Origin of the sequence: Clostridium sp. (assembly GCF_022482905.1) — a bacterium.
GTDB lineage: Bacteria > Bacillota > Clostridia > Clostridiales > Clostridiaceae > Clostridium_B.
Map to the genome: position 1 here is coordinate 1,220,825 of NZ_JAKVOI010000001.1, position 26,763 is coordinate 1,247,587.

26 protein-coding genes are annotated in these 26,763 nt (G+C 32.0%); 21 read left to right on the top strand and 5 right to left on the bottom strand.

Annotated features, from left to right (window positions below; all coding sequences use genetic code 11):
* Positions 1-17 precede the first annotated feature (17 nt).
* Positions 18-533 carry a flavin reductase family protein gene (locus LKE46_RS06015; protein WP_291719367.1) on the bottom strand — a complete coding sequence of 172 codons (516 nt, stop codon included), beginning with the start codon at positions 531-533 and terminating at the stop codon, positions 18-20.
* 173 nt (positions 534-706) lie between these two features.
* On the opposite strand from LKE46_RS06015, the gene LKE46_RS06020 reads away from it, so the two are divergent.
* The 6 genes from LKE46_RS06020 to LKE46_RS06045 all read left to right on the top strand — a co-directional run bounded on the left by LKE46_RS06020 (position 707) and on the right by LKE46_RS06045 (position 5,182).
* Positions 707-1,525, top strand: coding sequence for a purine-nucleoside phosphorylase (locus LKE46_RS06020; protein ID WP_291719370.1), 819 nt, complete (start codon positions 707-709; stop codon positions 1,523-1,525).
* 72 nt (positions 1,526-1,597) lie between these two features.
* Entirely contained in the window at positions 1,598-2,116 is a 519-nt protein-coding gene (gene infC / locus LKE46_RS06025) for a translation initiation factor IF-3 (RefSeq protein WP_291719372.1), read from the top strand.
* A gap of 240 nt (positions 2,117-2,356) precedes the next feature.
* A complete protein-coding gene (locus LKE46_RS06030) occupies positions 2,357-2,566 on the top strand; it encodes a FeoA family protein (protein WP_291725585.1) in 210 nt (69 codons plus the stop codon).
* A gap of 52 nt (positions 2,567-2,618) precedes the next feature.
* Entirely contained in the window at positions 2,619-2,840 is a 222-nt protein-coding gene (locus LKE46_RS06035) for a FeoA family protein (protein ID WP_291719374.1), read from the top strand.
* Between the two features lie 49 nt (positions 2,841-2,889).
* A complete protein-coding gene (gene feoB, locus LKE46_RS06040; RefSeq protein ID WP_291719376.1) occupies positions 2,890-5,037 on the top strand; it encodes a ferrous iron transport protein B in 2,148 nt (715 codons plus the stop codon).
* Between the two features lies 1 nt (position 5,038).
* On the top strand, positions 5,039-5,182 hold the full coding sequence (locus LKE46_RS06045) for a FeoB-associated Cys-rich membrane protein (RefSeq protein WP_291719378.1): 144 nt from the start codon (positions 5,039-5,041) through the stop codon (positions 5,180-5,182).
* Positions 5,183-5,250: 68 nt separating this feature from the next.
* Here the strand turns inward: LKE46_RS06045 and LKE46_RS06050 are convergent, their stop codons facing one another.
* The gene (locus LKE46_RS06050) at positions 5,251-5,589 is read right to left on the bottom strand and encodes a hypothetical protein (RefSeq protein ID WP_291719380.1); all 339 of its coding nucleotides are present in this window, start codon (positions 5,587-5,589) and stop codon (positions 5,251-5,253) included.
* A 120-nt stretch (positions 5,590-5,709) separates the two neighbouring features.
* Between LKE46_RS06050 and LKE46_RS06055 the strand changes: the two genes are divergently transcribed.
* From LKE46_RS06055 to LKE46_RS06065, 3 genes are all read left to right on the top strand, one after another.
* Positions 5,710-6,639 (top strand): patatin-like phospholipase family protein, encoded by a 930-nt coding sequence (locus LKE46_RS06055; RefSeq protein ID WP_291719382.1) that lies wholly within the window; start codon positions 5,710-5,712, stop codon positions 6,637-6,639.
* Between the two features lie 93 nt (positions 6,640-6,732).
* The gene (gene cysS, locus LKE46_RS06060; RefSeq protein ID WP_291719384.1) at positions 6,733-8,157 is read left to right on the top strand and encodes a cysteine--tRNA ligase; all 1,425 of its coding nucleotides are present in this window, start codon (positions 6,733-6,735) and stop codon (positions 8,155-8,157) included.
* A gap of 229 nt (positions 8,158-8,386) precedes the next feature.
* Positions 8,387-9,166, top strand: a complete 780-nt coding sequence (locus LKE46_RS06065; protein WP_291719386.1) for a potassium channel family protein — start codon at positions 8,387-8,389, stop codon at positions 9,164-9,166.
* An 11-nt stretch (positions 9,167-9,177) separates the two neighbouring features.
* On the opposite strand, the gene LKE46_RS06070 is transcribed toward LKE46_RS06065, so the two are convergent.
* A complete protein-coding gene (locus LKE46_RS06070; protein WP_291719388.1) occupies positions 9,178-9,951 on the bottom strand; it encodes a tRNA threonylcarbamoyladenosine dehydratase in 774 nt (257 codons plus the stop codon).
* Between the two features lie 270 nt (positions 9,952-10,221).
* Between LKE46_RS06070 and LKE46_RS06075 the strand changes: the two genes are divergently transcribed.
* From LKE46_RS06075 to LKE46_RS06110, 8 genes are all read left to right on the top strand, one after another.
* On the top strand, positions 10,222-11,628 hold the full coding sequence (locus LKE46_RS06075) for a glycosyltransferase family 2 protein (protein WP_291725587.1): 1,407 nt from the start codon (positions 10,222-10,224) through the stop codon (positions 11,626-11,628).
* A 6-nt stretch (positions 11,629-11,634) separates the two neighbouring features.
* On the top strand, positions 11,635-12,342 hold the full coding sequence (locus LKE46_RS06080; protein WP_291719390.1) for a pseudouridine synthase: 708 nt from the start codon (positions 11,635-11,637) through the stop codon (positions 12,340-12,342).
* A gap of 239 nt (positions 12,343-12,581) precedes the next feature.
* Positions 12,582-13,472 (top strand): MurR/RpiR family transcriptional regulator, encoded by an 891-nt coding sequence (locus LKE46_RS06085; RefSeq protein WP_291725589.1) that lies wholly within the window; start codon positions 12,582-12,584, stop codon positions 13,470-13,472.
* 3 nt (positions 13,473-13,475) lie between these two features.
* Positions 13,476-14,711, top strand: coding sequence for an NAD(P)/FAD-dependent oxidoreductase (locus tag LKE46_RS06090; RefSeq protein ID WP_291719392.1), 1,236 nt, complete (start codon positions 13,476-13,478; stop codon positions 14,709-14,711).
* Positions 14,708-15,076, top strand: a complete 369-nt coding sequence (gene aroH / locus LKE46_RS06095; RefSeq protein WP_291719394.1) for a chorismate mutase — start codon at positions 14,708-14,710, stop codon at positions 15,074-15,076. The genes LKE46_RS06090 and aroH overlap by 4 nt, the downstream gene beginning before the upstream one ends.
* Before the next feature lie 99 nt (positions 15,077-15,175).
* On the top strand, positions 15,176-15,847 hold the full coding sequence (gene cmk / locus LKE46_RS06100) for a (d)CMP kinase (protein ID WP_291719396.1): 672 nt from the start codon (positions 15,176-15,178) through the stop codon (positions 15,845-15,847).
* Between the two features lie 9 nt (positions 15,848-15,856).
* Positions 15,857-17,773 carry a bifunctional 4-hydroxy-3-methylbut-2-enyl diphosphate reductase/30S ribosomal protein S1 gene (locus LKE46_RS06105; protein ID WP_291719398.1) on the top strand — a complete coding sequence of 639 codons (1,917 nt, stop codon included), beginning with the start codon at positions 15,857-15,859 and terminating at the stop codon, positions 17,771-17,773.
* 76 nt (positions 17,774-17,849) lie between these two features.
* Entirely contained in the window at positions 17,850-18,728 is an 879-nt protein-coding gene (locus LKE46_RS06110; protein WP_291719400.1) for a GNAT family N-acetyltransferase, read from the top strand.
* Positions 18,729-18,747: 19 nt separating this feature from the next.
* Here the strand turns inward: LKE46_RS06110 and LKE46_RS06115 are convergent, their stop codons facing one another.
* Both LKE46_RS06115 and LKE46_RS06120 read right to left on the bottom strand, forming a co-directional pair.
* Positions 18,748-19,974, bottom strand: coding sequence for a pyridoxal phosphate-dependent aminotransferase (locus tag LKE46_RS06115; RefSeq protein ID WP_291719402.1), 1,227 nt, complete (start codon positions 19,972-19,974; stop codon positions 18,748-18,750).
* A gap of 34 nt (positions 19,975-20,008) precedes the next feature.
* Positions 20,009-20,167, bottom strand: coding sequence for a hypothetical protein (locus tag LKE46_RS06120; RefSeq protein ID WP_291719404.1), 159 nt, complete (start codon positions 20,165-20,167; stop codon positions 20,009-20,011).
* A 194-nt stretch (positions 20,168-20,361) separates the two neighbouring features.
* On the opposite strand from LKE46_RS06120, the gene LKE46_RS06125 reads away from it, so the two are divergent.
* From LKE46_RS06125 to mutL, 4 genes are all read left to right on the top strand, one after another.
* The gene (locus LKE46_RS06125) at positions 20,362-20,787 is read left to right on the top strand and encodes a GNAT family N-acetyltransferase (RefSeq protein ID WP_291719406.1); all 426 of its coding nucleotides are present in this window, start codon (positions 20,362-20,364) and stop codon (positions 20,785-20,787) included.
* A 76-nt stretch (positions 20,788-20,863) separates the two neighbouring features.
* The gene (gene miaB, locus LKE46_RS06130; RefSeq protein WP_291719408.1) at positions 20,864-22,210 is read left to right on the top strand and encodes a tRNA (N6-isopentenyl adenosine(37)-C2)-methylthiotransferase MiaB; all 1,347 of its coding nucleotides are present in this window, start codon (positions 20,864-20,866) and stop codon (positions 22,208-22,210) included.
* Between the two features lie 56 nt (positions 22,211-22,266).
* Complete coding sequence (gene mutS / locus LKE46_RS06135; protein WP_291725591.1) at positions 22,267-24,891, top strand: DNA mismatch repair protein MutS; 2,625 nt, start codon at positions 22,267-22,269, stop codon at positions 24,889-24,891.
* Positions 24,892-24,905: 14 nt separating this feature from the next.
* Positions 24,906-26,756 carry a DNA mismatch repair endonuclease MutL gene (mutL, locus tag LKE46_RS06140; protein ID WP_291719409.1) on the top strand — a complete coding sequence of 617 codons (1,851 nt, stop codon included), beginning with the start codon at positions 24,906-24,908 and terminating at the stop codon, positions 26,754-26,756.
* Positions 26,757-26,763 lie beyond the last annotated feature (7 nt).

Consider the following 26,763-nt stretch of genomic DNA (forward strand, 5'->3'; position numbering starts at 1 on the left):
TTTCCAGGATATATTTTCTATTTGTTCAATGTATAGCAGTCCAATATTTCACCGTGGTATATTGTATGATAGTCTTCGTTGTTGTAACTCTGAAGATTGATTTTCTCATCCAGGAAATCGGGTTTCATGTGCTCTTTATATAAAGTCCTGCATTCAAAGAATATACCGCATCCTTCAATAACCGGTGTAGATATGACTTCCCCAGGTATCAGCTTTAAATTGCATTCCTTTATTTTATCATAATCTCTTCCTGATTTAGAACCACAAAAGGATAGTGCTTTTTTTAAGTTGTCATTTACAGGTATACTTACAGTAAATTCCCCGGATTTTTCTATGAAACTATAAGTATATCTAGATTTCCTCACAAATATAGTAAATACAGGCTTTCCCCATATGAGTCCAATACTTCCCCAGCCTATTGTCATCGTATTTACTTTATCGTTAGATTTGGCTGTTAGAAATGCTCCTTCTTTGCGAAGATGTTTTATGCTTTTGTCTAAAGTTTCCGTAAATTCCAAACTAACATGTTTCATATGTGTAAAACTCCAATCATTAATTAGTATTAAAGTAATTAACATTATATATATTAATTATATTATATATCAAAAATCTAATAATTCAATATTAAAAAGTTTCTGTATATATGATAATATAGTTAAATATAGACTAGAATAGTTGTTTAGCAATTTTACAGGAGGAACATAGTATGGATATTGAAAGAGATTTAAAAGAATCTGTAAATTATATAATTGGCAAAACAGTATATAGACCTGAAATTGGCATTATTCTCGGATCTGGCCTCGGCGAAATTGCAGAGGAAATAGAAAATAGTGAAATTTATAATTATGTTGATATTCCAAATTTCCCTGTGCCTACAGTTCAAGGGCATAAAGGACGGCTGATTGTTGGAAGACTCAACGGAAGGACAGTATTGGCAATGCAGGGCAGATTTCACCATTATGAGGGCTACAGCATGCAGCAGGTTACGTTTCCCATAAGAGTTATGTCACTACTTGGAATAAATAAATTAATAATTACAAATGCTTCTGGCGCGGTAAATTTAGATTATGAACCGGGGCAGCTAATGCTTATAAAGGATCATATAAATTTGTCATTCAGCAACCCGCTTATAGGAAAAAATATGGATTCATTCGGTCCCCGTTTTCCTGATATGTCAAATGCATATGATAGGGAACTTAGAGAAAGAATAAAAGAAATAGCAAAAAAAAATAACATAGAACTCCAGGAAGGGGTATATGTATGTATGAGTGGGCCAAATTATGAAACACCTGCCGAAATAAGAATGATAAGGACAATTGGAGGAGATGCAGTCGGCATGTCTACTGTTCCAGAAGTCATAGTCGCAAATCACTGCAATATGAAAGTCATAGGAATATCCTGCATGACAAATATGGCGGCAGGTATATCTGACAGACCGCTTGATCATAGAGAGGTAATTGATATATCAGGAAATGTGAGCCAGAAGCTTAAAAAACTATTAAAAAATACAATATATGAGATATAAAATTATTCGATATTATTTAAAACTTTATATTTTTTTGATATAATATACCATATAAAATTATATTACTGAGAGGTGTTTTGTATTAATAATAAAAACTTTAACTTAAATGAGGGTATCAGGGTAAATGAAATTAGACTGGTTGGAAGTGATGATAGTAAAATTATCAAAACAAGAGATGCACTGAATCTAGCTATTGAAAAAGGGTTGGATTTGGTTATGATATCACCACATGCTAAACCACCGGTATGTAAAATAATGGACTATAGAAAGTTCCTTTATGATAAATCCAAGAAAGAGAAAGAGTCTAAGAAGAATCAGAAAGTAGTACAAGTAAAAGAAATCAGACTGAGTGCAACAATTGAGGAAAATGATATAGTTGTAAAAGTAAATAATGCTAAAAAATTTATTGAAAAGGGAAACAAGGTAAAGGTATCTATAAGATTTAGAGGAAGGCAAAACAATTATACTTCTATTGGCAGAAAGGTTTTTGATGTATTTCTCGAAAAAATGGGAGATATTGTATCTGTAGAAAAAAGGCCTAAATTGGAAGGAAACAATATGATTATGGTGCTTGCACCTAATAAAAAATAAGATGTTTTTATTGTTTTAATAAAAAATAAGAACCTGGGGTAGGGAATGGGTTCTTATTTTTTATTGCTGCTTATAATTAAAGAAGGCACTTATATTTTGTCAAATAGGTTTACAAAGTAAAAGACATGTATTATAATTAACCTATAAATGATATTGAGTATCATTTATCATTATAAATAATACTCAATATCATCAGCTTGATGTATCAAATCTGATAAATAAGTGAGGGAGATGAATATGATGCCGGTTACAATGGTAAAGGTCGGAGAGACAGGGAGTATAAAAAATATTGTAGGGAATGATAACACAAGACGACATCTGGAACATCTTGGATTTGTACTTGGCGAAGACATAACTGTAGTTGCTGGTATAGGCGGCAATCTAATTGTCAAAGTCAAAGATGCAAGAGTTGCTTTGAGTAAAGCAATGGCCAATAAAATCATGGTATAAATTAAATTTTATTTACTAATAAGTAGAAAATGTAGTATTGGGAGGTAGAAATATGAAAACATTAAAGGATACTAAATGCGGTGAGACAGTTACTGTTGTTAAAGTACATGGACAAGGAGCCGTGAAGCGAAGATTTATGGATATGGGATTGACAAAGGGTACTGAGGTTTATATACGTAAGGTAGCACCTCTTGGTGATCCGGTAGAAGTCAAAGTAAGAGGATATGAACTCAGCCTGCGTAAAGAAGAAGCAAATATAATTGAAATAAGCTAAAAATTTAGTTGTAGTATTGTAATAACAGATGTATATAGGAGGAATGTAAATGTCGATTAAAATTGCTCTTGCTGGTAATCCAAATTGCGGTAAGACGACGATGTTCAATGGTTTAACAGGAAGTTCTCAGTATGTAGGTAACTGGCCGGGTGTTACCGTAGAGAAGAAAGAAGGAAAATTGAAGGGTCATAAGGATGTTATTATACAGGATCTGCCCGGCATATATTCACTTTCACCGTATACTTTGGAAGAAGTTGTTTCAAGAAACTATCTGATTAATGAAAAACCGGATGTAATTGTAAATATTGTAGATGGAAGCAACATAGAAAGAAACTTGTATTTAACTACCCAGCTTATTGAAATTGGTGTTCCGGTAGTAATTGCCCTGAATATGATTGATATAGTTCATAGAAGGGGAGATATCATAGATACGAGTAAATTAAGTGAAATCCTTGGCTGTGAAGTTATAGAAACTTCTGCATTGAAAGGCATTGGATCTATGGAAGTTGCACAGAAGGCCATAGAACTTTCAAAAGCTAAAGAAAGTTCACCTGTAAGAAGTGTTTTTTCAGGACAAGTTGAGAATGCACTTTCTGAAATTGAGGGTCTTATTAAAGGCAAATTCGACGATATAAATTTACGATGGTTTGCCATAAAGCTATTTGAAAGAGATGAAAAAATACAGGAACAGATTTCTCTTTCTAATGATGTTAAATCACGTATTGAAGATATAATATCAAGTTGTGAGAAAAAGTTTGATGATGATGGTGAAAGTATTATTACAAATGAGCGTTATTCTTATATAAATAAAATAATAAAGCAGGTTTTCAAGAGAAAAAATAGAGTCAGCACATCTTTGTCGGACAAAGTTGACAGAATTGTAACTAATCGTATTTTAGGATTGCCTATTTTTGTTGGAATTATGTTTTTAGTTTATTATTTTTCAATTTCCACCGTAGGTGGTATAATGACCGGCTGGGTAAATGACAATTTGTTTGGAGATTATGTTCCTAATAATGTAGAATGGTTCTTAAATACAATTGGTACTGCTGATTGGCTGAACTCATTTATTCTTGATGGTATTGTTGCTGGAGTTGGTGCTGTACTTGGATTTGTACCTCAGATGGCAATGTTATTTTTATGCCTTGCCATATTGGAAGACTGTGGGTACATGGCACGTATTGCTTTTATAATGGACAGGTTGTTTAGAAGATTTGGACTTTCTGGAAAATCATTTATTCCTATTCTCATTGGTACCGGTTGTGGTGTACCGGGAATCATGGCAACTAGAACAATTGAAAATGAAAAAGATCGTAGAATGACTGTTATTGTAACTACTTTTATTCCTTGTAGTGCAAAAATTCCTATTATTGCACTTATTTCAGGTGCACTGTTCAATGGAGCTGCATGGGTTGCAACATCCGCGTATTTTGTTGGGATTGCAGCAATCATCATTTCAGGTATACTTCTTAAAAAGACAAAACTTTTTTCAGGAGATCCGGCTCCTTTCATAATGGAACTTCCTCCATACCATGTACCAGGTACAAAAGGTGTACTGATACATATGTGGGAGAGATCCAAAGCTTTCATGAAAAAAGCAGGAACAGTAATACTTCTTGCTACTGTACTTGTTTGGTTCTTGAGCTCCTTCAACTGGAGAATGCAGGCTGTTGATATGGAACAATCCGTACTTGCCAGCATAGGTCGTGTACTTGCAGTTATATTTGCTCCACTTGGATGGGGTAACTGGAAAGCTGCAGTTGCTACTATAACTGGCCTGATTGCAAAAGAAAATCTTGTAGGAACTTTTGGAATACTCTATGGGTTTTCCGAGGTTGCAGAAGATGGTTCCCAGGTTTGGGGAAGCCTTCAAGCATCACTTGTTCCACTTGCAGGCTATTCACTTTTAGTTTTTAACTTGTTGTGTGCTCCGTGCTTTGCTGCAATGGGTGCAATCCGTACTGAAATGAACTCAGGTAAATGGACGTCAATTGCTATTGGATATCAGTGTGTATTTGCATATGTCATTTCAATGATTATATTCCAGATTGGATCGCTTGTTACAGGGAAAGGGTTTGGATTTGGAAGTGCAGTTGCTATTGCCTTAGTTGTAGCTTTATTGTATCTCTTGTTTAGAAAACCTAGTAAAATTGATAATAAGGTAAATGATCCTATAAATATAAAAGAGGTGGTATAATATGTCGACAATCATAGTTGGAGTTATTATATTTGGCATTATAGGGTTCTCAGGATATAGGACTTACAAGTCCCATAAAAATGGAGGAGGTTGCAGCTGCGGTTGTTCCAGCTGCGGCAAGTCTGACAGTTATTGCAAACATTAGGCTGAATTATATATTACAAAAAATGTGGGTGCTGAAGAGAGCACCCACATTTTTTGCAGTAACCGAAGTTATATCGTAATTCTTAAATTTCCACCAGTTTCCTCTATTACTTTTTTCAGTTTATCCAATTCATCATAGGAATTGGAAGAATCAATATTTACAACTACTTTATAATTGGAATTCAATACATCATGGAAACTTCCCATTCCGCTTCCAAGTTTGCTGGATCTATTGTCCGAAAATACACCTGAATTGATTATAGCATCCGAAAAATTGTATTCATGGTTGTCAAAATCTATATAGCTGTCATTTAGGTCTACGGCAGAATTGCTGAAACCTTCGTTTCTGAATTTTTCTGCAGCATCCCGGGCATTTTTTATTCCATTATAATATATTTCCACTCTCATAAAAGACACCTCTTTTAAGATTCTATTTATTAATCAGTATTTTCTTTTTAACAAAAAAATATTCCTTATATTAAGTAGCTTTATATTTTAATATACATATTTATATATTGAGGTGGTGTTATGAAAGTAGATGTTGTATTTGATGGTGGAGGAGTTAAAGCTATAGGACTTATTGGAGCAATCTGCTGTTTTGAAAATTACGGATATGAAATAAACAGAGCTGCAGGTACATCTGCAGGGGCCATTATAGCAGCACTTTTATCTGTAGGATATACAGGCAAGGAACTTAAATCTATAATGCTTGACATGAATTATGATGATTTTTTTAATAAAAATAGAATATACAGAAAAATGAATGGTATTAATATATTGAAAAAATCTTTAAATCTGTTTAAAGATAAAGGGCTTTATTCATCGGATAATATAGAAAAATATATAAAAAATCTTATTTTGAGTAAAAGCAATAATACATTTTACGATGTATATGAAAAAGGTGAATCCAAACTCAAAATAATAGCATCTGATGTAACCGAAAAGAAAATTATGATACTTCCAGATGATCTTGCTAAATACGGAGTAGAACCAAGAAACTTTGAAATATCCCAAGCTGTTAAAATGAGTATTAGTATACCTCTTTATTTTAAGCCCGTAAAATTTTACCATAAGGAGGGATGCAGTTATGTAGTAGATGGTGGAATACTCAGTAATTTTCCAATATGGATATTTGATAATGAAAGCACACCTGTAAGGCCTACTATCGGATTCAAGTTGGTAGATACAAATAAGGACTACAGTGCAAACAGAAAGATGGATTTTATATCATATTTGTTTGATATAATGGGAACCATGCTGGATAAGAATGAGGAGATATATGTAAAAGACAAAGATGCAGTGAGAACTGTATTTATTCCTACATTAGGAGTTAAGACTACTGAATTCAGAATATCTACTGATATGAAAATTAAGCTTTTCAATTCAGGTTATGTAAGTGCAGAGAAATTTCTAAAATTTTGGAATTTCCATAAATATATTAGGGATTATTGTATGTAAATCAGTTAAAAATTGTTGAATTATTTTGCTATTATGATAATATCTATATAAATGATTATATTTTGGTGCTATTTAAAATTAAGGGGAGATACCATGGATTTTTACATTTATAATACGATGACGAGAAAAAAAGAGAAATTTATTCCTGTAGAAGAGGGAAAAGTGAGATTATATACTTGTGGACCCACAGTCTATAATTATGCACATATAGGTAATTTAAGAACTTATATATTTGAAGATATATTGAAAAAATCCCTGAATTATTTTGGATTTAAAGTTAAACATGTAATGAATATAACAGATGTAGGACATCTGGAATCAGATATGGATACCGGCGAAGATAAAATGCAGCTTGGAGCAAAACGTGAAAACAAGACAGTATGGGAAATTGCGCGTTTTTATGAAAATGCTTTCTTTGAAGACTGTAAAAAGCTTAATATAAAAAAGCCTGATGTAATTTGTCGGGCAACTGATCATATTGGCGATATGATTAATATGATCAAAATACTTGAGAAAAAGGGCTATACTTATTTGTCAAATGGAAATGTATATTATTCAATTGATAAATTCAAGGATTACAACAAGCTTGCAAATTTAAGCACGGAGGAATTGGAGGCTGGCAGAAGGGTAGAAGTAGATGAAAATAAAAAAAATCCTCTGGATTTTGTATTATGGTTTACGAATTCAAAGTTTAAAAATCAGATAATGCAGTGGGATTCACCATGGGGGAGAGGATTTCCTGGATGGCATATGGAATGTTCTACCATGTCAATGAAATACCTTGGAGATAGAATAGACATTCATTGTGGAGGAGTTGACCACATTCCGGTCCACCACACAAATGAGATAGCACAATCAGAAGGAGTACTCGGGCATAAATGGGTGAATTACTGGATGCATGGAGAATTTCTTGTATTGAACAGTGGAAAAATGTCTAAATCAAAGGGGGATTTTTTAACGGTTTCAAGTATAGAAAGAAAAGGATTTTCTGGTATGGATTATAGATATCTTTGCCTGCAGTCCAGATATAGGAAGCAGCTTCTATTCAGTTTTGACGCTTTAAAAGATGCACATAATGCCTATAAAAAGTTAAAAGATAGAGTTTCATATATAATAACCTTGTCATATAATGATACCTCTAAAATACGTGAAAATGTAATTTTAAATTATAAAGAAAAGTTTTCCAGGCAGATTGGAGACGATCTAAATATACCAAATGCCATTACAGTACTTTATGATGTAATAAAATCAGATGGGCTTTCAAATAATGAAAAGAAAATTTTGATTGACAGTTTTGACAGTGTTCTTTCTTTGGAGCTTTTAAATTCTGATGAAATGTCCTGTAAAAAAAATATAGACACTGTGGATAAAAACAAGGTGGAAGCACTTATTATGGAAAGAGATGAGGCACGGTCAAGCAAAAATTGGAACAGAGCTGATGAAATAAGGGATATGCTTAATTCATTAGGTGTCGAAATAATTGACTCAAAACAGGGCAGCAAGTGGAAAATCAAATAAGTATTAAAATAAGGAATGAATAGACTGATAATATCAGGTATCTTTTATTCCTTGTTTTTATATTGAATTTAAGAATACTCTTGAATACTTAATAATAAGATTTTATATAGAAATAAAATTATGTGAATTCGAGGTATATATGAAGTGGACTGTAAAGCAAAATTTTGTATATTGTATACTTTTTATATATATTTTTGTGCTGATATTTTTCGGAATTATATACTGGAATATGGCAAATCATTCAAGAGGAGAATTTTTTATATTTCAAAATGATATAAATTTGGATACAAAGGTGTCTATGTTTAAAAAAAAGATGAATATAAAATTTTATAGCAGAGAACTCAATGATAGTATAAAAAAACTGATTATATCCAAAGAATACAAAAGACCTATAGTAAAATTGAATGTTTTAAATGATTCTACATACAACAAATCCACTTTTGTATTTGACAGGGTACTTGGTGAAAACTGGTCAAATTATTACTATTTACTATTGATAAATAGTGGAGTCACACATATGAACATAGTAGATATTGGTGAAAACAAGCTAAATGGAGGATTTCACACCTATAAATTAAAAGTAGATTTCTATAGATCCAATGCTGGAAATTACGATAAAATACCTGGCTATACAAAAAATTCTCTAAATAAATTAAAAAAAATACAGACAATATATATATGGGTTGATAATTATGACATAATAAAAAAAGAGTATTTTGATGATAAAAATTATTTCTATCCGATAAATTTCTATTTTCAAGAAATTATAAAAAATTCAATTTGTTTTCCAGATGAAAGTCCACTTATATTGAGGGAAGTATCAATTGGAAATTTCAAATATCCAATATGGAATTTTATTTATTTCAGTGCAGTTACCATAACAACTCTTGGATATGGAGATATACTCCCTAATTCAACTGCAGTTCGTATAATTGTTATGATAGAAACTATAATTGGAGTAATTATAACAAGTATATTTGCTTCCGTAGTGCTTGTGGACAGACAATAGGAAAAACAGCACTAAAAAACTGTCTTTGTTTTTTTATCAATTATTGATTTTATTACTTCGCCGCCTAGTATCATTCCAGCTACAGGTGGTACAAAAGATATACTTGCAGGAATCTGGCGCTTTGCAAGACATTTTTTGGAACCGCCAACACATACACAACCTTCTTTACAGGTTACGACTTCATCTATTTTAGGCTTTAATGGAATTTCTTCAGAATACAGTACCTTTAGATTTTTTATATTTCTTTTTCTAAGTTCATGCCTCATTACTTTGGCTAAAGGACATATTCTAGTGTCATATATGTCAGTTATTTTAAATTTTGTAGGGTCCAATTTATTACCTGTGCCCATGCAACTTATTATATCTATTTTATTCTTTTTACACCACAATATAAGTGATATTTTAGAAGATACCGTATCAACTGCATCAACTACATAATCTGTATCTTCAGGTATTATGTCATCGATATTTCCTTTCTTTACAAAAGTCTGATATGCTTTTATGTCACAGTCTGGATTTATATCTAAAACCCTGTCCTTTAGAACCTGGACCTTGGGTTTCCCTATAGTTTTAAAATTGGCCTGTATCTGCCTGTTTATATTAGTTAAGCAAATTGTATCATCATCAACAATTACAATATTTCCAATTCCAGACCTTGCAATAGCTTCAAGACAATAACTGCCTACTCCACCAAGTCCAAATATGACAACAGTGCTTTTACGTAAAATTTGTATAGCTTCTTTTCCAAGCAGCAGTTCAGTTCTTGAGAGAAAATGTTGTTTCATTTACTATGTTTCAGCTCCTTTTACAAATATAAATATTATTAAATACTATATTATAATACCACAAAATCAATATTTTTTATACTGACTTATAATATCATGAATAAATGGTTAAATTAATATTAATATTAAACTAAATAAATTAATAAATGTAAAATAATTTTATGTAAAGCTAAAATAAATTAATATAGAGTGATATAATAAATTGAGTGGTATTGATGTAAATTATCCGGTTGAAAATTAGATAGAAAAACATAAGGGGAATGATTTATGATGAAAGAGTTTATTTTCAATTTTACATTTGTTTTTCAAATAGCTATTGTCTTAATTACAATGTATTACTTTGTACTTTCATTGTTTGGGCTTTACAAGAAGGAAGACAATGGTGCGAAGTACTGTACACCAAAAAAGCGATTTGCTCTTTTAGTAGCAGCTCATGATGAAGAAATGGTTATTGGAAAAATAATAGAGAGTTTAAAGGATATTGAGTATCCGAAAGATATGTATGATATATTTGTTATTGCAGATAATTGCAGCGACAAGACGGCAGCTATTGCTGGAAGATATAATGTAAATGTTTATGAAAGAAATGTGCCTGACAAGAGAGGAAAAGGTTATGCACTTGAATGGATGTTTAATAAGATATTTAAAATGGACAAATCTTATGATGCCATAGCTATTTTTGATGCGGACAATCTAGTTTCAAAAAATTTCCTAAATGAAATGAATTATAAAATGTTGAAGGGTTATAAAGTAGTTCAAGGTTACATAGATAGTAAAAATCCTGATGATTCATGGATAACTGAATCCTATTCAATATCATTTTGGACAGTAAATAGGCTGTTTCAACTTGCAAGAGCAAATCTTGGGCTTTCAAATCAAATAGGTGGAACCGGATTTTGTGTAGATACTTCAATATTGAAAAAACTGGGCTGGGGAGTAACTTGTCTTACCGAAGATCTGGAATTCACATGTAAACTTGTGCTAAATGGATATAAGGTAGGGTGGGCACACAATGCAATAGTATATGATGAGAAACCACTTACTTTAAAACAGTCCTGGAATCAGAGAAAAAGATGGATGCAAGGCTTTACAGATGTTTCCTCAAGGTTTTTCTTTAAACTATTTAAAAAAGCGATAAAAGACAAGAGTTTTACAGCTTTGGACTGTGCATTTTATACTGTACAGCCGTTTATAACATTACTTATGGGTGTTGCAGCAATTTTAACACTAATTCAGAATAATCATGGATCTAATATATTTGTAGTGAATTATTTATTTGCAGAAAATGAATTTACAAGAATGCTGTGGAAGTTATTTAGTATTTTTCAGTTTCTATTTACACCGTTTATAATGCTGCTGGAAAGAAAGCTGTCTAAGAAAATGTTTTATGCATTTGCTCTGTACTCTCTAAATATAATAGTTCTGTCATATATATTTGTGTCTCCTACATTTTCACAGATGCTGTTTGGAAATGCAGTATATTTGTTCGTATTTATATTGGGAATAGGTGTTTTGGGAAAGAAGAGATCAATCAAATTATTCATATGGTATCTATTGTATGGAATATACACTCTAACCTGGATACCAATTACAATACAGGGTATATTGGACAAGAACAACAAGGAATGGAGTCATACAAAACACATAAGACAAATAGGTATACAGGAAGTAGAATGATAATTTATGATGGAAAGATTACAGAAATATATGGCACACTGCGGTGTTGCTTCAAGAAGAAAATGTGAAGAACTGATAGTTGCCGGAAGAGTTAAAGTGAATGGGAAAACTGAAAATAAATTGGGATTCAGAATTGATACTGAAAAAGATATAGTTCAAGTGGATGGCAAGAATATAAATGTTGTATCAAAGAAAGTATATATAGCATTAAACAAACCTGAAGGATATTTGTCTACGGTAAAGGATGAAAGAAATAGAAAGACAGTTCTTGATATTGTAAAAGTTGATGAAAGAATATATCCCGTAGGGAGACTTGATTGTGATACTTCAGGTCTTCTTATATTAACGAACGATGGTGATATATACAATAAAATAGTACATCCTAAATTCCAAAAAAACAAAATTTACATTGCAGTAGTTAAAGGAATTCCGGATAATAATGATATATATAAATTTTGCAATGGAATAGACATAGGAGGGTATGTTACTAGTAAAGCATATCTCAAGCTGTTGAGAATTGGCAATAACACATCAGAAATTGAAATAAAGATACATGAGGGTAAAAATAGACAGATAAGAAAAATGTGTGAAGAAATAGGTCACCCAGTCATAACCCTAAAAAGAACAGAAATAGGAAATTTAAAATTAGGAACGTTGAAGGCTGGAGAATGGAGATATTTAAGCAAAAATGAGATAGACCATATTTTGGATTAAAAAATGGGTAATATATTATTCATTTTTTAATCCATTATTTTATTGCCTAAAATTTCTTTAATCCAGTTGTGGTTATTACTTTTATTTAGTTTTTATTAACATAAAAAATATTATGTTAATAAAAACTAAATGTAAACCAAAGAAACCGAATAACAATTGATAATTAACAAAATAGATGTTAAAATGAAATAAAAGTTGCATAATATAGAGCTTCTGGAATGGAAAGGAATGAACTAATCATGGAGGATGTAAATAAACAGGATTTAATGAGAATCATACAGACAAAATTTCCAAGATTAAGCAAAGGTCAGAAACTGATAGCAGAATACATATTAAAACATTATGATAAAGCAGCTTTCATGACAGCTGCAAAATTGGGAGTAAGTGTAGGCGTAAGTGAATCCACTGTAGTAAGATTCGCCAATGAGCTTGGATTTTCAGGATATCCGAAATTGCAAAAAGCTCTTCAGGAACTTATAAAGAACAAATTGACTACAGTACAGAGAATCGAGCTTTCAAATGATATAGTAAGTCAAGAGAATCCATTGAAGGGCGTGTTGAAAGCTGATATGGAAAATATACGTGCTACTCTTGAAAAAATAAACCATAAAACTTTTGATGATGTTATAAATAGTATATTTAAAGCAAAAAAAATATATATAATAGGACTTAGAAGTTCTACTGCAATTGCAGACTTTTTAGGATTTTATCTGAATCTCATATTAGATAATGTAAAGGTAGTTGGTTATGGAATAAGTGATATATTTGAACAGATGATAAATCTAAAGTCTGAAGATCTTGTAATAGGTATAGGATTTCCAAGATATGCTGTAAGAACTATAGAATCATTGACATTTGCAAAAAGCAGGGGTGCAGAAGTAGTGGCAATAACTGATAGTTTACTTTCGCCACTTGCAGCAAGTGCTGACTACACATTAATTGCCCAAAGCAATATGGCTTCTTTTGTAGATTCCCTTGTTGCTCCGTTAAGTGTAATAAATGCACTTATAATTTCAGTAGGTCTTAGAGAAAAAGAAAAAATATCTTCTACATTTTCAGATCTTGAAAACATATGGCAGGAATATCAAGTTTATTCCTTCAAGGATCAAGGTTATGATAGGAATGATTAATTTATGTCAAAAGTAATAGTGCTAGGTGGAGGACCGGCCGGAATGATGGCAGCTATAGCTGCATCTAAAAATAATAATGTTTTATTGATAGAGAAAAACGAAAAGCTTGGTAAAAAACTATACATATCAGGCAAGGGAAGATGCAATTTGACCAATGCCAAGGATATAAGTGAATTTTTTGATTATATTCCTGGAAATGCAGACTTCCTGTACAGTTCACTATATACGTTCACTAATCAGGATACTGTGAATTTTTTTAATAATTTGAATGTAAAATTAAAAGTAGAAAGAGGTGACAGAGTATTCCCTCTTTCAGATAAATCTTCCGATATAATAAAAGCTATGGAAAGAAAATTAAAGGAAAATAAAGTAGAAATACTTTTAAATTCACCGGTCAAAAAATTTTTACATAATGACGGCCATATTAGTTCAGTACAAATTTTAGACGAAACTGTCATACCTGGAGATTATTTTATATTGACTACAGGTGGGAAATCATATCCTCAAACCGGATCTACTGGAGATGGATATAAAATGGCAAAAGAATTAGGACATAATGTTACCAAATTGAAGCCCTCTCTTGTACCTATACAAATTGATGAAGATTGGGTAAAGGATATTCAGGGATTGTCTTTAAAAAATGTAGATTTGTATATAAAAGATTTAAATGATAAAATATTATACAGTGAATTTGGAGAAATGTTATTCACACATTTTGGTATATCAGGTCCCATAGTACTAAGTGCAAGCAGGACTGTATCGTCATATTTAGACAAATACAAATTGAAGGTTGTTGTAAATTTAAAGCCGGCACTTTCTTTTGAAGAATTAGATACCAGAATACAAAGGGATTTCACTAAATTTTCCAACAAAAATTTCAAAAACTCCCTGTACGAACTTCTTCCTAAAAAGATAATACCAACTATTATAGACTTATGCAAAATAAATCCTGATAAGAAAGTAAATTCTATAACAAAAAATGAAAGACAAAACCTTGTACATATAATTCGGAATCTTACCATGCACATAAAAGATTTAAGACCAATAGAAGAAGCAATAGTTACTTCTGGAGGAATAGATGTAAGGGAAATAAATCCTTCAAATATGCATTCAAAATTAATTGATAATTTATATTTTGCCGGTGAAATTATAGATATAGACGGATATACTGGAGGATTTAACATACAAATTGCACTTTCTACAGGATTCAGTGCAGGAAATGGGGTGAAGAAAATATGATAGTCTTACGTGGTGCAACTACTATATCCGAGAATACTGAAGCCGAAATAGAAAATGCTTCGATTGAATTGTTTTCAGAGATTATAAAATTGAACAATATTGATCTTGACAATATACTTTCAATAGAAATTTCCTGCACAAAAGATATAAGTAAAGCATATCCTGGAAAATTTATAAGAGAGCATTTTAAATTGAATCACATGGCCATAATGCATTTTAATGAGATGGAGGTGGATAAAACTTTAAATGGGTACATTCCTCTCTGCATAAGATTCCTTATTTGGGCAGATTTAAAAAAGACTAATAATAAGTTTGTATATCTTAAAGGTGCAAAAAAATTAAGAAAAGATTTATTAAGTGAATAATGTCATAAAATAGAGGATTTTATTTTTTTTTATAGAATATATATAGGATGTAAGGATTGATATTTATATTGCCTAACCTTGAGAGGAGAGAACTAAACTTTGAATATATCTGTGGCAATAGATGGCCCGGCAGCTGCAGGGAAAAGTACTATAGCAAACAGAATAGCTAAAAAATTCGGCTTTGTGTATATAAACACAGGTTCAATGTATAGAGCTGTTACACTGATGTGTTTGAGAGCAAAAATTAATTGTAAAGATACGAATAGGATATGTAACGTGATCAAATCCATGAATATATATTTTAAAAACAATAGGATTATAGTAAATGGAGAAGATGTTGAAGATGAAATAAGAAGTTTACATATAACTCAATATGTATCAGATTATGCAGCTATTAAGGAAGTTAGACAGCTACTTGTATCTATTCAGCAAAATATAGCAAACAAATACAATGTGGTAATGGACGGAAGAGATATAGGTACTGTTGTTCTTAAATCTGCTCCATTGAAGTTTTTCCTGACAGCAAAACCAGAAGCTAGAGCTAAAAGAAGATATTATGAACTAATCAAAAAAGGGTTATCAGTAGAATATAATAACATATTAAATGATATACTAAAAAGAGATCAAATTGATTCTAGTAGAAAAGAAGCTCCGCTAAAAAAAGCTTCAGATTCAATAGAAATAGATTCATCTGATCTTTCAATAGATCAAGTAGTAGATATTATATCCAATCATATAAAAAAGTATATGGAAATTTCATGTAGCAGCTGAGGTGATATTATGAAATTTATGTTGGCAGACAAAGCTGGCTTTTGTTTTGGTGTAAAAAGAGCTGTTGACGAGGCCCTAAATACAAAAGTTAAATATAAAGACAAAAAAATTTACACATTAGGTCCGCTGATTCATAATTCTGACGTTGTAAACAGACTAAAAAAGATGGGAATATATCCTATTGATCTAGACGACATTGATAGTTTGGATGATAATATCGTAATTATAATACGTTCTCATGGAGTTCCAAAAAGCATAGTTGATACTTTGCAGAAACGAAATATCATAATAGTTAATTCTACATGCCCGTATGTATTAAATATCCAGCAAAAAGTTCAAAAGTACAGCAAACTTGGATATTCTATAATTATAATAGGTGATAAAAATCATCCCGAGGTTATAGGACTAAATGGATGGTGTGAAAATACCGCCATTATATCGAAGGATGGTTCGGATCTAAAAAATTTGCCATGTAAATTATGTATAGTTTCTCAAACTACAGAGAAACAAATAAATTTTCAAAAAGTACTAGGTGTAGTAGTAAAGAATTGTAAAGAGTTCATAGCTTTTAATACTATATGCAGTGCTACGGAATCCAGACAAAAGTCTGCAGATTTAATGGCAAGAAAAGTTGATGCCATGATAGTTCTAGGCGGCAAAAATAGTTCTAATACAACTAAACTTTATGAAATATGCAAGACTCATTGTAATAATACAATTCATGTTGAAAATTCAGGAGAAATTCCTGATAATATAATTCATTCTAATAAAATAAAAACTATAGGTGTTACAGCAGGAGCTTCAACACCAGATTGGATAATAAAGGAGGCAATTTTGAAAATGAGTGACGACAAAAATTTAGAATTAAATGAGCAATTATCTTATATGGATGAAAATGACAAACAAGTAATACTAGGTGAAAAAATTACAGGTACAGTAATATCTGTAAATGAGAAAGAAGTATTTTTAAATATAGGGTATAAATCAGATGGAATACTTCCAAAATCAGAAATAACTAAAAATGAGGATGATGATTTAACTCAAATAGTTAAGCCTGGAGATCAACTGGAAGTAAAAGTAGTGCGCAGGCAAAATGAAGATGGTTATGTAGTTCTTTCAAAATTGGAACTAGAAAGAGAAAATGCCTATAGGGAATTAAAATCTGCAAATGAAAATGGAGATATATTGAAGGTAACTGTAAAAGAAGCTGTAAAGGGTGGACTTGTAGCAAACTACAAGGGTGCAAGAGTATTCATTCCAGCATCTCATGTAGAATTGTATCATGTAGATGATCTTTCAATATATACAGATAAAGAATTGGATGTAAAAATAATAGAATTCAAGGCTGAAAGAAAGGGTACCAGAGTAGTAGCTTCAAGAAGGGATATATTAAAATTAGAAAAGGCAAAACAGGAAGATGACACATGGAATACTCTTGAAAAGGATACTATAGTTGAAGGCGAGGTAAGAAGATTAACAGATTTTGGTGCGTTTGTAGATGTACAAGGAGTTGATGGACTTCTTCATGTATCAGAATTATCTTGGGGAAGAGTTGGTAAACCCAGCGATGTATTAAAAGCTGGTGACAAGATAAAAGTGTATATACTTGATGTTGATAAAGAAAAGAAGAAGCTTTCTCTTTCAATTAGAAAACTTCAAGAAAATCCTTGGGTAAATGTAGATGTCAAATATCCTGTAGGAAGTGTAGTACTTGGAAAAGTTGTTAGATTCGCAAGTTTTGGTGCATTTGTAGAATTGGAGCCAGGAGTTGATGCATTGGTTCATATATCGCAAATAAGCCATAAGCGAATAGATAAACCAGAAGATATATTAAAAATAGGTCAGGAAGTAAAGGCAAAAATCTTAGAAGTAAATAAGGAAGATGAGAAAATAGCTTTAAGTATAAAAGAAGTGGATGAAATTTAATTTATAAATAATTTGTATAAAAGCCTCATAATCTTATATAGAGGCTTTTTAGCTATTTTTGTTATAGGAGTAAATTATGTATACATGTATAGGACTTATAAAAAAAAATATAAACTGCTTTCAAAAATTAAATGACAGGAGAGATTATTTTAATCCACTTAACAAAGACTTCTTCAAAGATTATTTCAATTGTAATTTTGCAAAACAAATCCTATTGAGAAGAAGAGTAAAACTCATAAAGGATCATATTGATTATATAGGATATGTTTGGTCCGATATTTCTGATAAAAAAATTTGCAATATAAATGCCATGAATATTATAAAAAATTGCAGCAATGATTATTTGCCTTATAAATATCTCATTAATTCCATAAAAAAAAATCTACCTGTTACTTACATATGTGAAAAGAAAAATAATAATTTTGACATACTTGATTCCCTGGGATTTATAAAAAAAGATGGCACTTTGATTTTTAAAACCGATATTAATGAAGATGTATATATTGAGCCAGAAAAAGAAATGAGTTTTCACGCATTCAAGAAAGGAATAGATGAACAGCTGCGCTGTGACATACAAAACAGAATTTTTAAAGACGAAAGCCGGATGCCTTTGACATTGGAGGATATATATTATGATGAACTTCAGAACTACTACTTTGAAAAAGGAGCAATTTTTTTAAAGAAAGGCAATAAATTTATAGGTTATGGTCAAATTATAATAGAAAATAACTGTACACCAGTTATAGTAAACTTTGGTATAGTAAAAGAATACAGGGGCAGGGGGTATAGCAAATATCTCTTAAAATACCTGCTTAAAATAAGTTACTTGAATAAGTTCAACTGCATAAAAATAAGAGTAAAAAGTTCAAATAATACAGCCATAAATCTATATATGTCAATGGATTTCAAAATACAGCAGGAAATATATAATTGGGAATTGAAACCTTCAATTTAATATGCAACAAACAGCTTTTTTACACGGAAAGCTGTTTGTTGCATATTGATTGTTTTTTTATACTATTATACTCTTCTAATGCCAATTTCAGTATATTGAGAGCTTCCTTTATAGATTTTTTATTTATACAATACGATATTCTAACCTCATCTTTTCCCAATCCGGGAGTTGCATAGAATCCACTGGCCGGAGCCAGCATAACAGTACTTCCACTATAACTGAAATCCTTTAAAAGGAACTTTGCAAACTCTTCCGAATCTTCAACTGGAAGTTTTGCTATTATATAAAATGCACCACCTGGCTTCTTGCAAAAAACTCCATCTATATTATTGAGTTCTTCAACTATCAAATTTCTTCTACTTTCATACTTTTCCCTTGTTTCCTCAAAGTAACTGTCAGGGGTTTCTGACAAGGCAGCAGCTCCTATTTGTTCTATTGTTGGCGTACAAAGCCTGGATTGGCATAGTTTCATTATATTATACATGAAATCCTTGTTTTTTGAAGCCACAATTCCTATTCTTGCACCACAGGCACTAAATCTTTTTGATATGCTGTCTATTATTATTACCCTGTCCTGTATATCCTTGAGAGTGAGTGCAGAAGTAAACTCCAGTCCATCATATACAAACTCCCTGTAAACTTCATCGGCTATAAGATATAGATCATACTCCTTTACTATATCTGCAAGCATTCTCAATTCATCCTTGGAGTATACTATGCCCGTAGGATTGCCTGGATTTGATATTATTATCGCTTTTGTCCTATTTGTTATTTTATCAACTATATCGGATTTTTGGGGAATGTGAAAACCATCCTCTGATTTAGTTAAAAAAGGTACTATTTTTGTAGATGCAATTTGTGCAAAGCTATTGTAGTTTGTATAAAACGGCTCTGGAGAGATAACTTCATCACCAGGATCAAATATTGACATAAAGGTCATCATAAGTGCTTCGCTTCCGCCATTTGTTATAACAAGCTCCTTATCTGTAAACTCAGTCCCTAGCTTTTTATAATATTCTATAAAATTATTCTGAAGCTTATTTATTCCCTGTGACTCAGTGTATTTTAATACTTCCTCCTTAAAATTTGAAACCGCCTTGAAAAAAAACTCCGGTGTTTTTATATCAGGTTGTCCAATATTTAGGTGGTATATTTTTGTGCCTCTTTTTTCAGCTTCTTCTGCATATGGAATGAGTTTTCTTATAGAAGAAAACTCCATATTCAATATTCTATTAGATAGTTTCATAAAATTAATCCCCCTGCTCCTCAAATTTCCATTTTTATTTTTTAATAATACCTTCCGTGGGAATGTACATTGATTTTAATTCGAATATACAATTATACTTTAATTCACCAAAGTAAGGTCTATCACAAATGCAATCAGCTCTTATAGCATTATTTTTTTCCCTGGATTCTTTAACAGACTTTATATCATACATTTGAATCACTCCTCTAAAAGGAGTTTAACCAGAAAAACACTTAATTATTCTTTAATTACATTTTATATACCATCAAAATATAATTAAAGAGCCACCTTATATATTTTTTATATAGTTAGTGGTTCTTTAAGAGCTAAAACTTTTATTTATAATTTTAAATATATTAAAATACTTTGTGGAAGGTTGAAATTTATATGAAAAATTATACAATAGAAACTGCAACTAAACAAGATTTAAATTTAATTGAACAGGGATTAGTTCAATACAACTTGTCAAAAGTTCCCTTAGCACAAAGGAAACCTTTTATTCCTGTAAATAGGGTGCTGAAAGATTCAGAAGGATATATCATAGCAGGCATTAACAGCAGATTATATTGTTGGAACTGCTGTTATATAGATATATTATGGGTAAGAGAGGGATATAGAAATCAAAGATATGGAAGTATACTACTAAAAAAGGTTGAAATGTTGATTAAGCAAAATGGAGGATATATAATTCATCTGGATACATTTGACTTTCAAGCAAAGAACTTCTATATAAAACATGGTTATAAAATTTTTGGGGTTTTAGAAGATGTCCCTCCAGGACATAAAAGATATTATATGAGTAAAAAATTATAACCCATCCATTGTATTTACACAAATAATCATTAAGGATATAATTGTATAGTAAAAACAATATGAATGGAGTATTAAAATGAGCACAGGACAAATTTACATAAATCAAAAAACTTTTTTTATTGAAACATGGGGTTGTCAGATGAATGAAGAGGATTCTGAAAAATTATCTGGTATGCTTAAAAATATAGGTTATGTAAGAACTACAGAAAAATCCAATGCAGATATAATAATATTCAATACATGCTGTGTCAGAGAGAACGCAGAACTCAAGGTATACGGAAATCTTGGGATGCTTAGGAAACTGAAAAAAAACAATCCCGATCTGATAATAGCCATATGCGGCTGTATGATGCAGGAAAAGAATATGGCTGAGGATATAATAAAAAGATTTCCCTTTGTTGATATAATATTCGGCACTCACAATTCCTATAAATTTCCAGAATATTTAAATAGAGTACTGCAGGGAGGAAAATCCATAATAGAAATTCAGCAAAAAGAAGATAAGATTATAGAGGGTCTTCCTATTGACAGGGAAAACAGTACAAAGGCTTTTGTAACTATAATGTACGGCTGTAATAATTTCTGTACATATTGCATAGTTCCATATGTAAGGGGGCGCGAAAGGAGCAGGAATCCTGAAAATATAGAAGGAGAAGTACAATCACTTGTAAATCGTGGCTACAAGGAAATAACCCTTCTTGGGCAAAATGTTAACTCCTATGGAAAGGACTTGAATTCCAAAGTTACCTTTGCTCAGCTTTTAAGGCGGTTGAACAGCATACATGGATTAAGCAGAATAAGGTTCATGACTCCACACCCCAAGGACTTTACGGATGACGTTATATCCGCCATAGCTGACTGTGATAAATTGTGTGAACACGTTCATCTGCCAGTTCAATCCGGCTCTACAGGGCTTCTAAAAAAGATGAATAGAAGTTATTCTAAGGAAGACTATCTGAATCTCGTGTATAAAATAAAAAAAGCTATTCCAGATGTTTCTATAACTACGGATATAATAGTGGGATTTCCAGGTGAAACGGAATACGATTTTCAAGAAACTCTCAGCCTTGCAGAAGAAGTACAGTATGATTCTGCCTTTACGTTTATATTTTCAAAGCGAAAGGGAACTCCTGCCGATGAAATGGAAAATCAAGTTCCTGATGATATAAAGCATGAAAGATTCAACAGATTGGTCAAGATTATAAATAGTTTTTCTGCAAAAAAGAATAAATTATACGAAGGTAGAATAGAAGAAATACTTGTAGAAGGGAAAAGCAAAAATGACAGCAGCAAACTTATGGGAAGAACTCGAACTGGTAAACTAGTTAATTTTACAGGTAAAAGCTCAAGTATAGGCAAATTGGTAAATGTTCATATAACAGCTTCAAACTCATTTTCGCTTTCAGGTGAAGAGTTGAACTAAAAAATTTGAAAGGAGGGACTGACTACAATATCAGAATTTTGTAGTTGGAAACAAACATGGCATTAACTCCTATGATGCAGCAGTATTTAGATGTAAAGGAAAAACACAGGGACTGTATATTGTTTTTTAGGTTGGGAGACTTCTATGAAATGTTTTTTGAGGATGCCGAAATTGCCTCAAAAGAACTTGAATTAGTACTTACAGGAAGGGACTGCGGTCTTGAAGAAAGGGCTCCTATGTGTGGTATACCTTATCATGCAGCAGATAACTACATAGGCAGACTGGTAAACAAGGGTTATAAGATAGCCATATGTGAACAACTTGAAGATCCTGCTCTGGCAAAAGGAATAGTCAAAAGGGGCATTATAAAAATAATAACTCCTGGAACATATACAAATCCTTTATTCTTGGAGGAAAATAAAAACAACTATATATCGTGTCTTTACATAGATTATAAAACCAGAAGATTTTCAATTTGTTTTTCAGATGTATCTACAGGAGAATTTAATTGTACAGATTCATACTTGAATATTTCAACTATTTTAGACGAAATATCAAAATACAATCCTAGAGAGCTACTAATACAGGAAAGCATCCAAAATAAAATGTATGAAGATATTGGTACAGTCTTTAATGGCTCTTATACTCTATTGGATAAAGAATATTTTGACTGCAATTCTTGTGACATCCTTGAAAAGCAATTTGACAATTTTAACCCCGAGAATTCAACTGAAATTTTGACTAAGTGCTGTGGAGCACTTTTAAAATATATAGTAGAAACACAAAAAAACTCTCTTTCACATATAAATAAGATCAAGCACTACAACATAATAGACTATATGAGCATAGACTCAAATTCAAGGAGAAACCTTGAACTCACTGAAAGCCTTATAGAAAAAAAGAAGAGGGCCTCCCTTTTATGGGTGCTGGACAGAACGAATACGGCAATGGGAGGTAGACAACTTAGACGATGGATAGAACAGCCACTTATAGATAAAATCAAAATTCAGATGAGATTGAATGCAGTAGAAGAAATCATGAACAGTATATCATGTCACGAAGATCTTAAAACGGCTCTTAGAAGTATATACGATATTGAAAGGCTGGTAGGAAAAATATCTTCCCAAAGTGTAAACGCAAAAGAGTTGATTTTCTTAAAAAATTCCATAGAAAAACTGCCTGTTATAAAATCCATAATATCAAATTTCAACGGCAGTTTGCTTAAAGACATGTACTCGAATCTGGATGAATTGAGAGATATATACGACCTTATAGATAAATCTATAATAGAAGAGCCTCCAGTATCAATAAAAGAGGGAAATCTCATAAAGAAAGGATACAACCCGGAAATAGACGAACTAAAAGACATCAAGAGCAATGGCAAAGAATGGATAGCATCTCTTGAAAACAGTGAAAGAAAAGAAACAGGAATAAAGTCTTTAAAGATAGGATACAATAAAGTCTTTGGATACTATATAGAAGTAAGAAAGAGTAATCTGAATCTTGTACCTGAAGGAAGGTATGTAAGAAAACAGACTCTTGCAAATGCAGAGAGATATATAACTCCAAAGTTGAAGGAAATGGAAGATAAAATATTAAAAGCAGAAGATCAGCTTATAAACTTGGAATATTCTCTATTTGTAAAAATAAGAAATACTATAGAAAAGCAGGTAGACAGAATGCAGAAAACTGCAAAAATAATTTCGGAACTTGACTGTTTAAGTTCTCTTGCAGCAGTTGCGCTTGAAAACAACTACTGCAAGCCTGAAATAACCTCCAAGGATGAAATTTCCATAATAGAAGGCAGACATCCCGTAGTGGAGAAAATGCTTGAAAAAGGAAGTTTCGTCTCCAATGATACAAATATGGATATTGACCAAAACCAGCTTCTGCTTATAACAGGTCCGAATATGGCCGGCAAATCCACCTACATGCGCCAAATAGCATTGATTGTAATCATGGCCCAGATAGGCAGTTTCGTACCGGCAAAATCTGCTGTTATTTCAATTTGTGACAAAATATTTACAAGAATAGGTGCTTCCGATGACCTGGCATCCGGTAAAAGTACTTTTATGGTTGAGATGTGGGAGGTATCAAACATACTTAAAAATGCCACAAACAAAAGCCTGGTACTTTTAGATGAAGTAGGACGTGGTACCAGTACCTATGATGGATTGAGCATAGCTATGGCTGTAATTGAGTACATGTGTAAAAATAAAAAGCTTAGATGCAAAACACTATTTGCAACTCATTATCATGAACTTACAGAGCTTGAAGGAGATATACGTGGGGTCAAAAATTATTCTGTTGCTGTAAAAGAAATGGATGAGGAAGTTATCTTTTTAAGGAAGATCGTACCTGGAGGAGCAGATCAATCCTATGGAATAGAAGTTGCGAAACTTGCAGGACTTCCTGATGCTGTAGTAAACAGGGCAAGGGAGATTTTAAAAAACCTTGAAGCCAAAAAAGATACTGTGAACATACGCGATGCAGTAGAATTGAAAAAAAGCAGTCCAGATGCAGTCAAAGAGGAGCCTGCAGTCCAGATGGATATGCTTGATATAGAAAGGCAGAACATATTAAAGGAAATATCTGATATAGACATATTAAACATGACACCCATGGATGGTTTTAATAAACTTTATGATATAATAAAAATAGTAAAGTCAATGTCGAAATAAAAGGATTGATTACCATGAAGAGAATAAACTTGCTCGACATCAAAACCACAAATAAAATTGCAGCAGGTGAAGTAATAGAACGTCCTGCCTCTGTAGTCAAGGAACTGGTTGAAAACAGCATTGATTCTGAAGCCAGAGACATAACCATTGAGATACTCGAAGGCGGTCAAAAATTTATAAGGGTTGTAGATGACGGAACCGGTATCCATCCCGATGATGTAAAGAAAGCTTTCATGCCCCATTCTACAAGTAAAATAAAGCTGATAGATGATATATTCAAGATAAACACCATGGGCTTCAGGGGAGAAGCACTTGCAAGCATAGCTTCTGTTTCCAAGGTAAAACTTAAAAGCAGGATAGATAATATGGATTGTGGAAAAGAGATAAATATAAGTGGTGGAAAAATAGATTATTTTCAGGATACCGCCTGCAATACAGGTACAGCTGTAGAAGTATCCGATCTGTTTTTCAACGTACCTGCAAGGCAAAAGTTCTTGAAATCTCAAAGTAGGGAAACTGCCTACATATCAGATATTATATCAAGGCTTGCTCTTGCAAATTCGACAATCTCCTTTAAATTTTTCAACAATGGTAAAAAGTCTACTGCAACTTTTGGAACCGGAAAACTTATTGATACAATACGGGCTATTTACGGGAAAAATATTTATGAAAATATTATACCTATAGAAAAGCACGGAGACATAGCTTCGGTATACGGGTATATCGGCAATTCTGAAATCAGCCGCGGCAGCAGGAATAATCAGAGTATTTTTGTAAACAGGCGCTATGTAAAGGATAAGTCTATAACTACAGCTGTAGAAAGGGCATTTAAATCCTTTTTAACTATAAATAAATTTCCATTTTTTATAATATTTTTAGACATATTTCCAGAGTATGTGGATGTAAATGTTCATCCTTCCAAATCTGAAATAAAGTTCAGTGATTCAAGGACAATATTCAAATTTATATTTGATGCGGTACATGAAACTCTTAGAAACAGCTTGAAAAATTCATTTACCATAGATGATGTAGATGCAGAAGAGGATATTGAATCTTGTAGATTTGATCACAATGATAATAAGAATATTGTACAGCTTCCAATTGACTTGAAATCCCCTGAATCCGTTGCCTATAATATCATGGATTATGGAAATCAAAATATAAAGGAAGCTTCTTATGATAACAATAATAATAATGATACCCCTAAAGTAGACGATTCATCTGTCTCAAGCATGGAAAAATCAGAACTTGAGAAAAATGATATTTCACTAAATCCAGATCCCAAATTTCCTAAATTGAGAATAATAGGTCAGTTTAATAATACCTATATAATAGGGGAGGCTTTCAATATAATGTACCTTATAGATCAACATGCTGCCCATGAAAAGATACTCTTTGAAAAGTACAAAAAAGATATGATACACGGGACTGTAATCTCGCAGCTGTTGATTTCACCAGTAATTATTGAACTTACAGCTTATGATTACTCCACCTATACTGAAAACAGTGAACTGTTCAAAAGAGCTGGCTTTCAAATAGAATTATTTGGGGGAAATGCAGTATCTATAAGGGAAGTTCCCGTAATACTCGGGAACCCTGATGTAAAAAATTTATTTGTAGATATGCTTGAAAATATAAAAAACATGGGTTCCGGGGAGACCTGGGAGGTAAAATATCATTTAATAGCAACAATGGCCTGCAAAGCTGCTATTAAAGCTCATGACAACCTATCACAGGCTGAAATGGAGAACCTTGTTGAAAGTCTGAGGTTTATAGATGATCCTTTTAACTGTCCTCATGGAAGACCTACTATAATAAAAATTACTACTACGGATCTCGAAAAGAAATTCAAAAGAATACAATAGAAAGCAT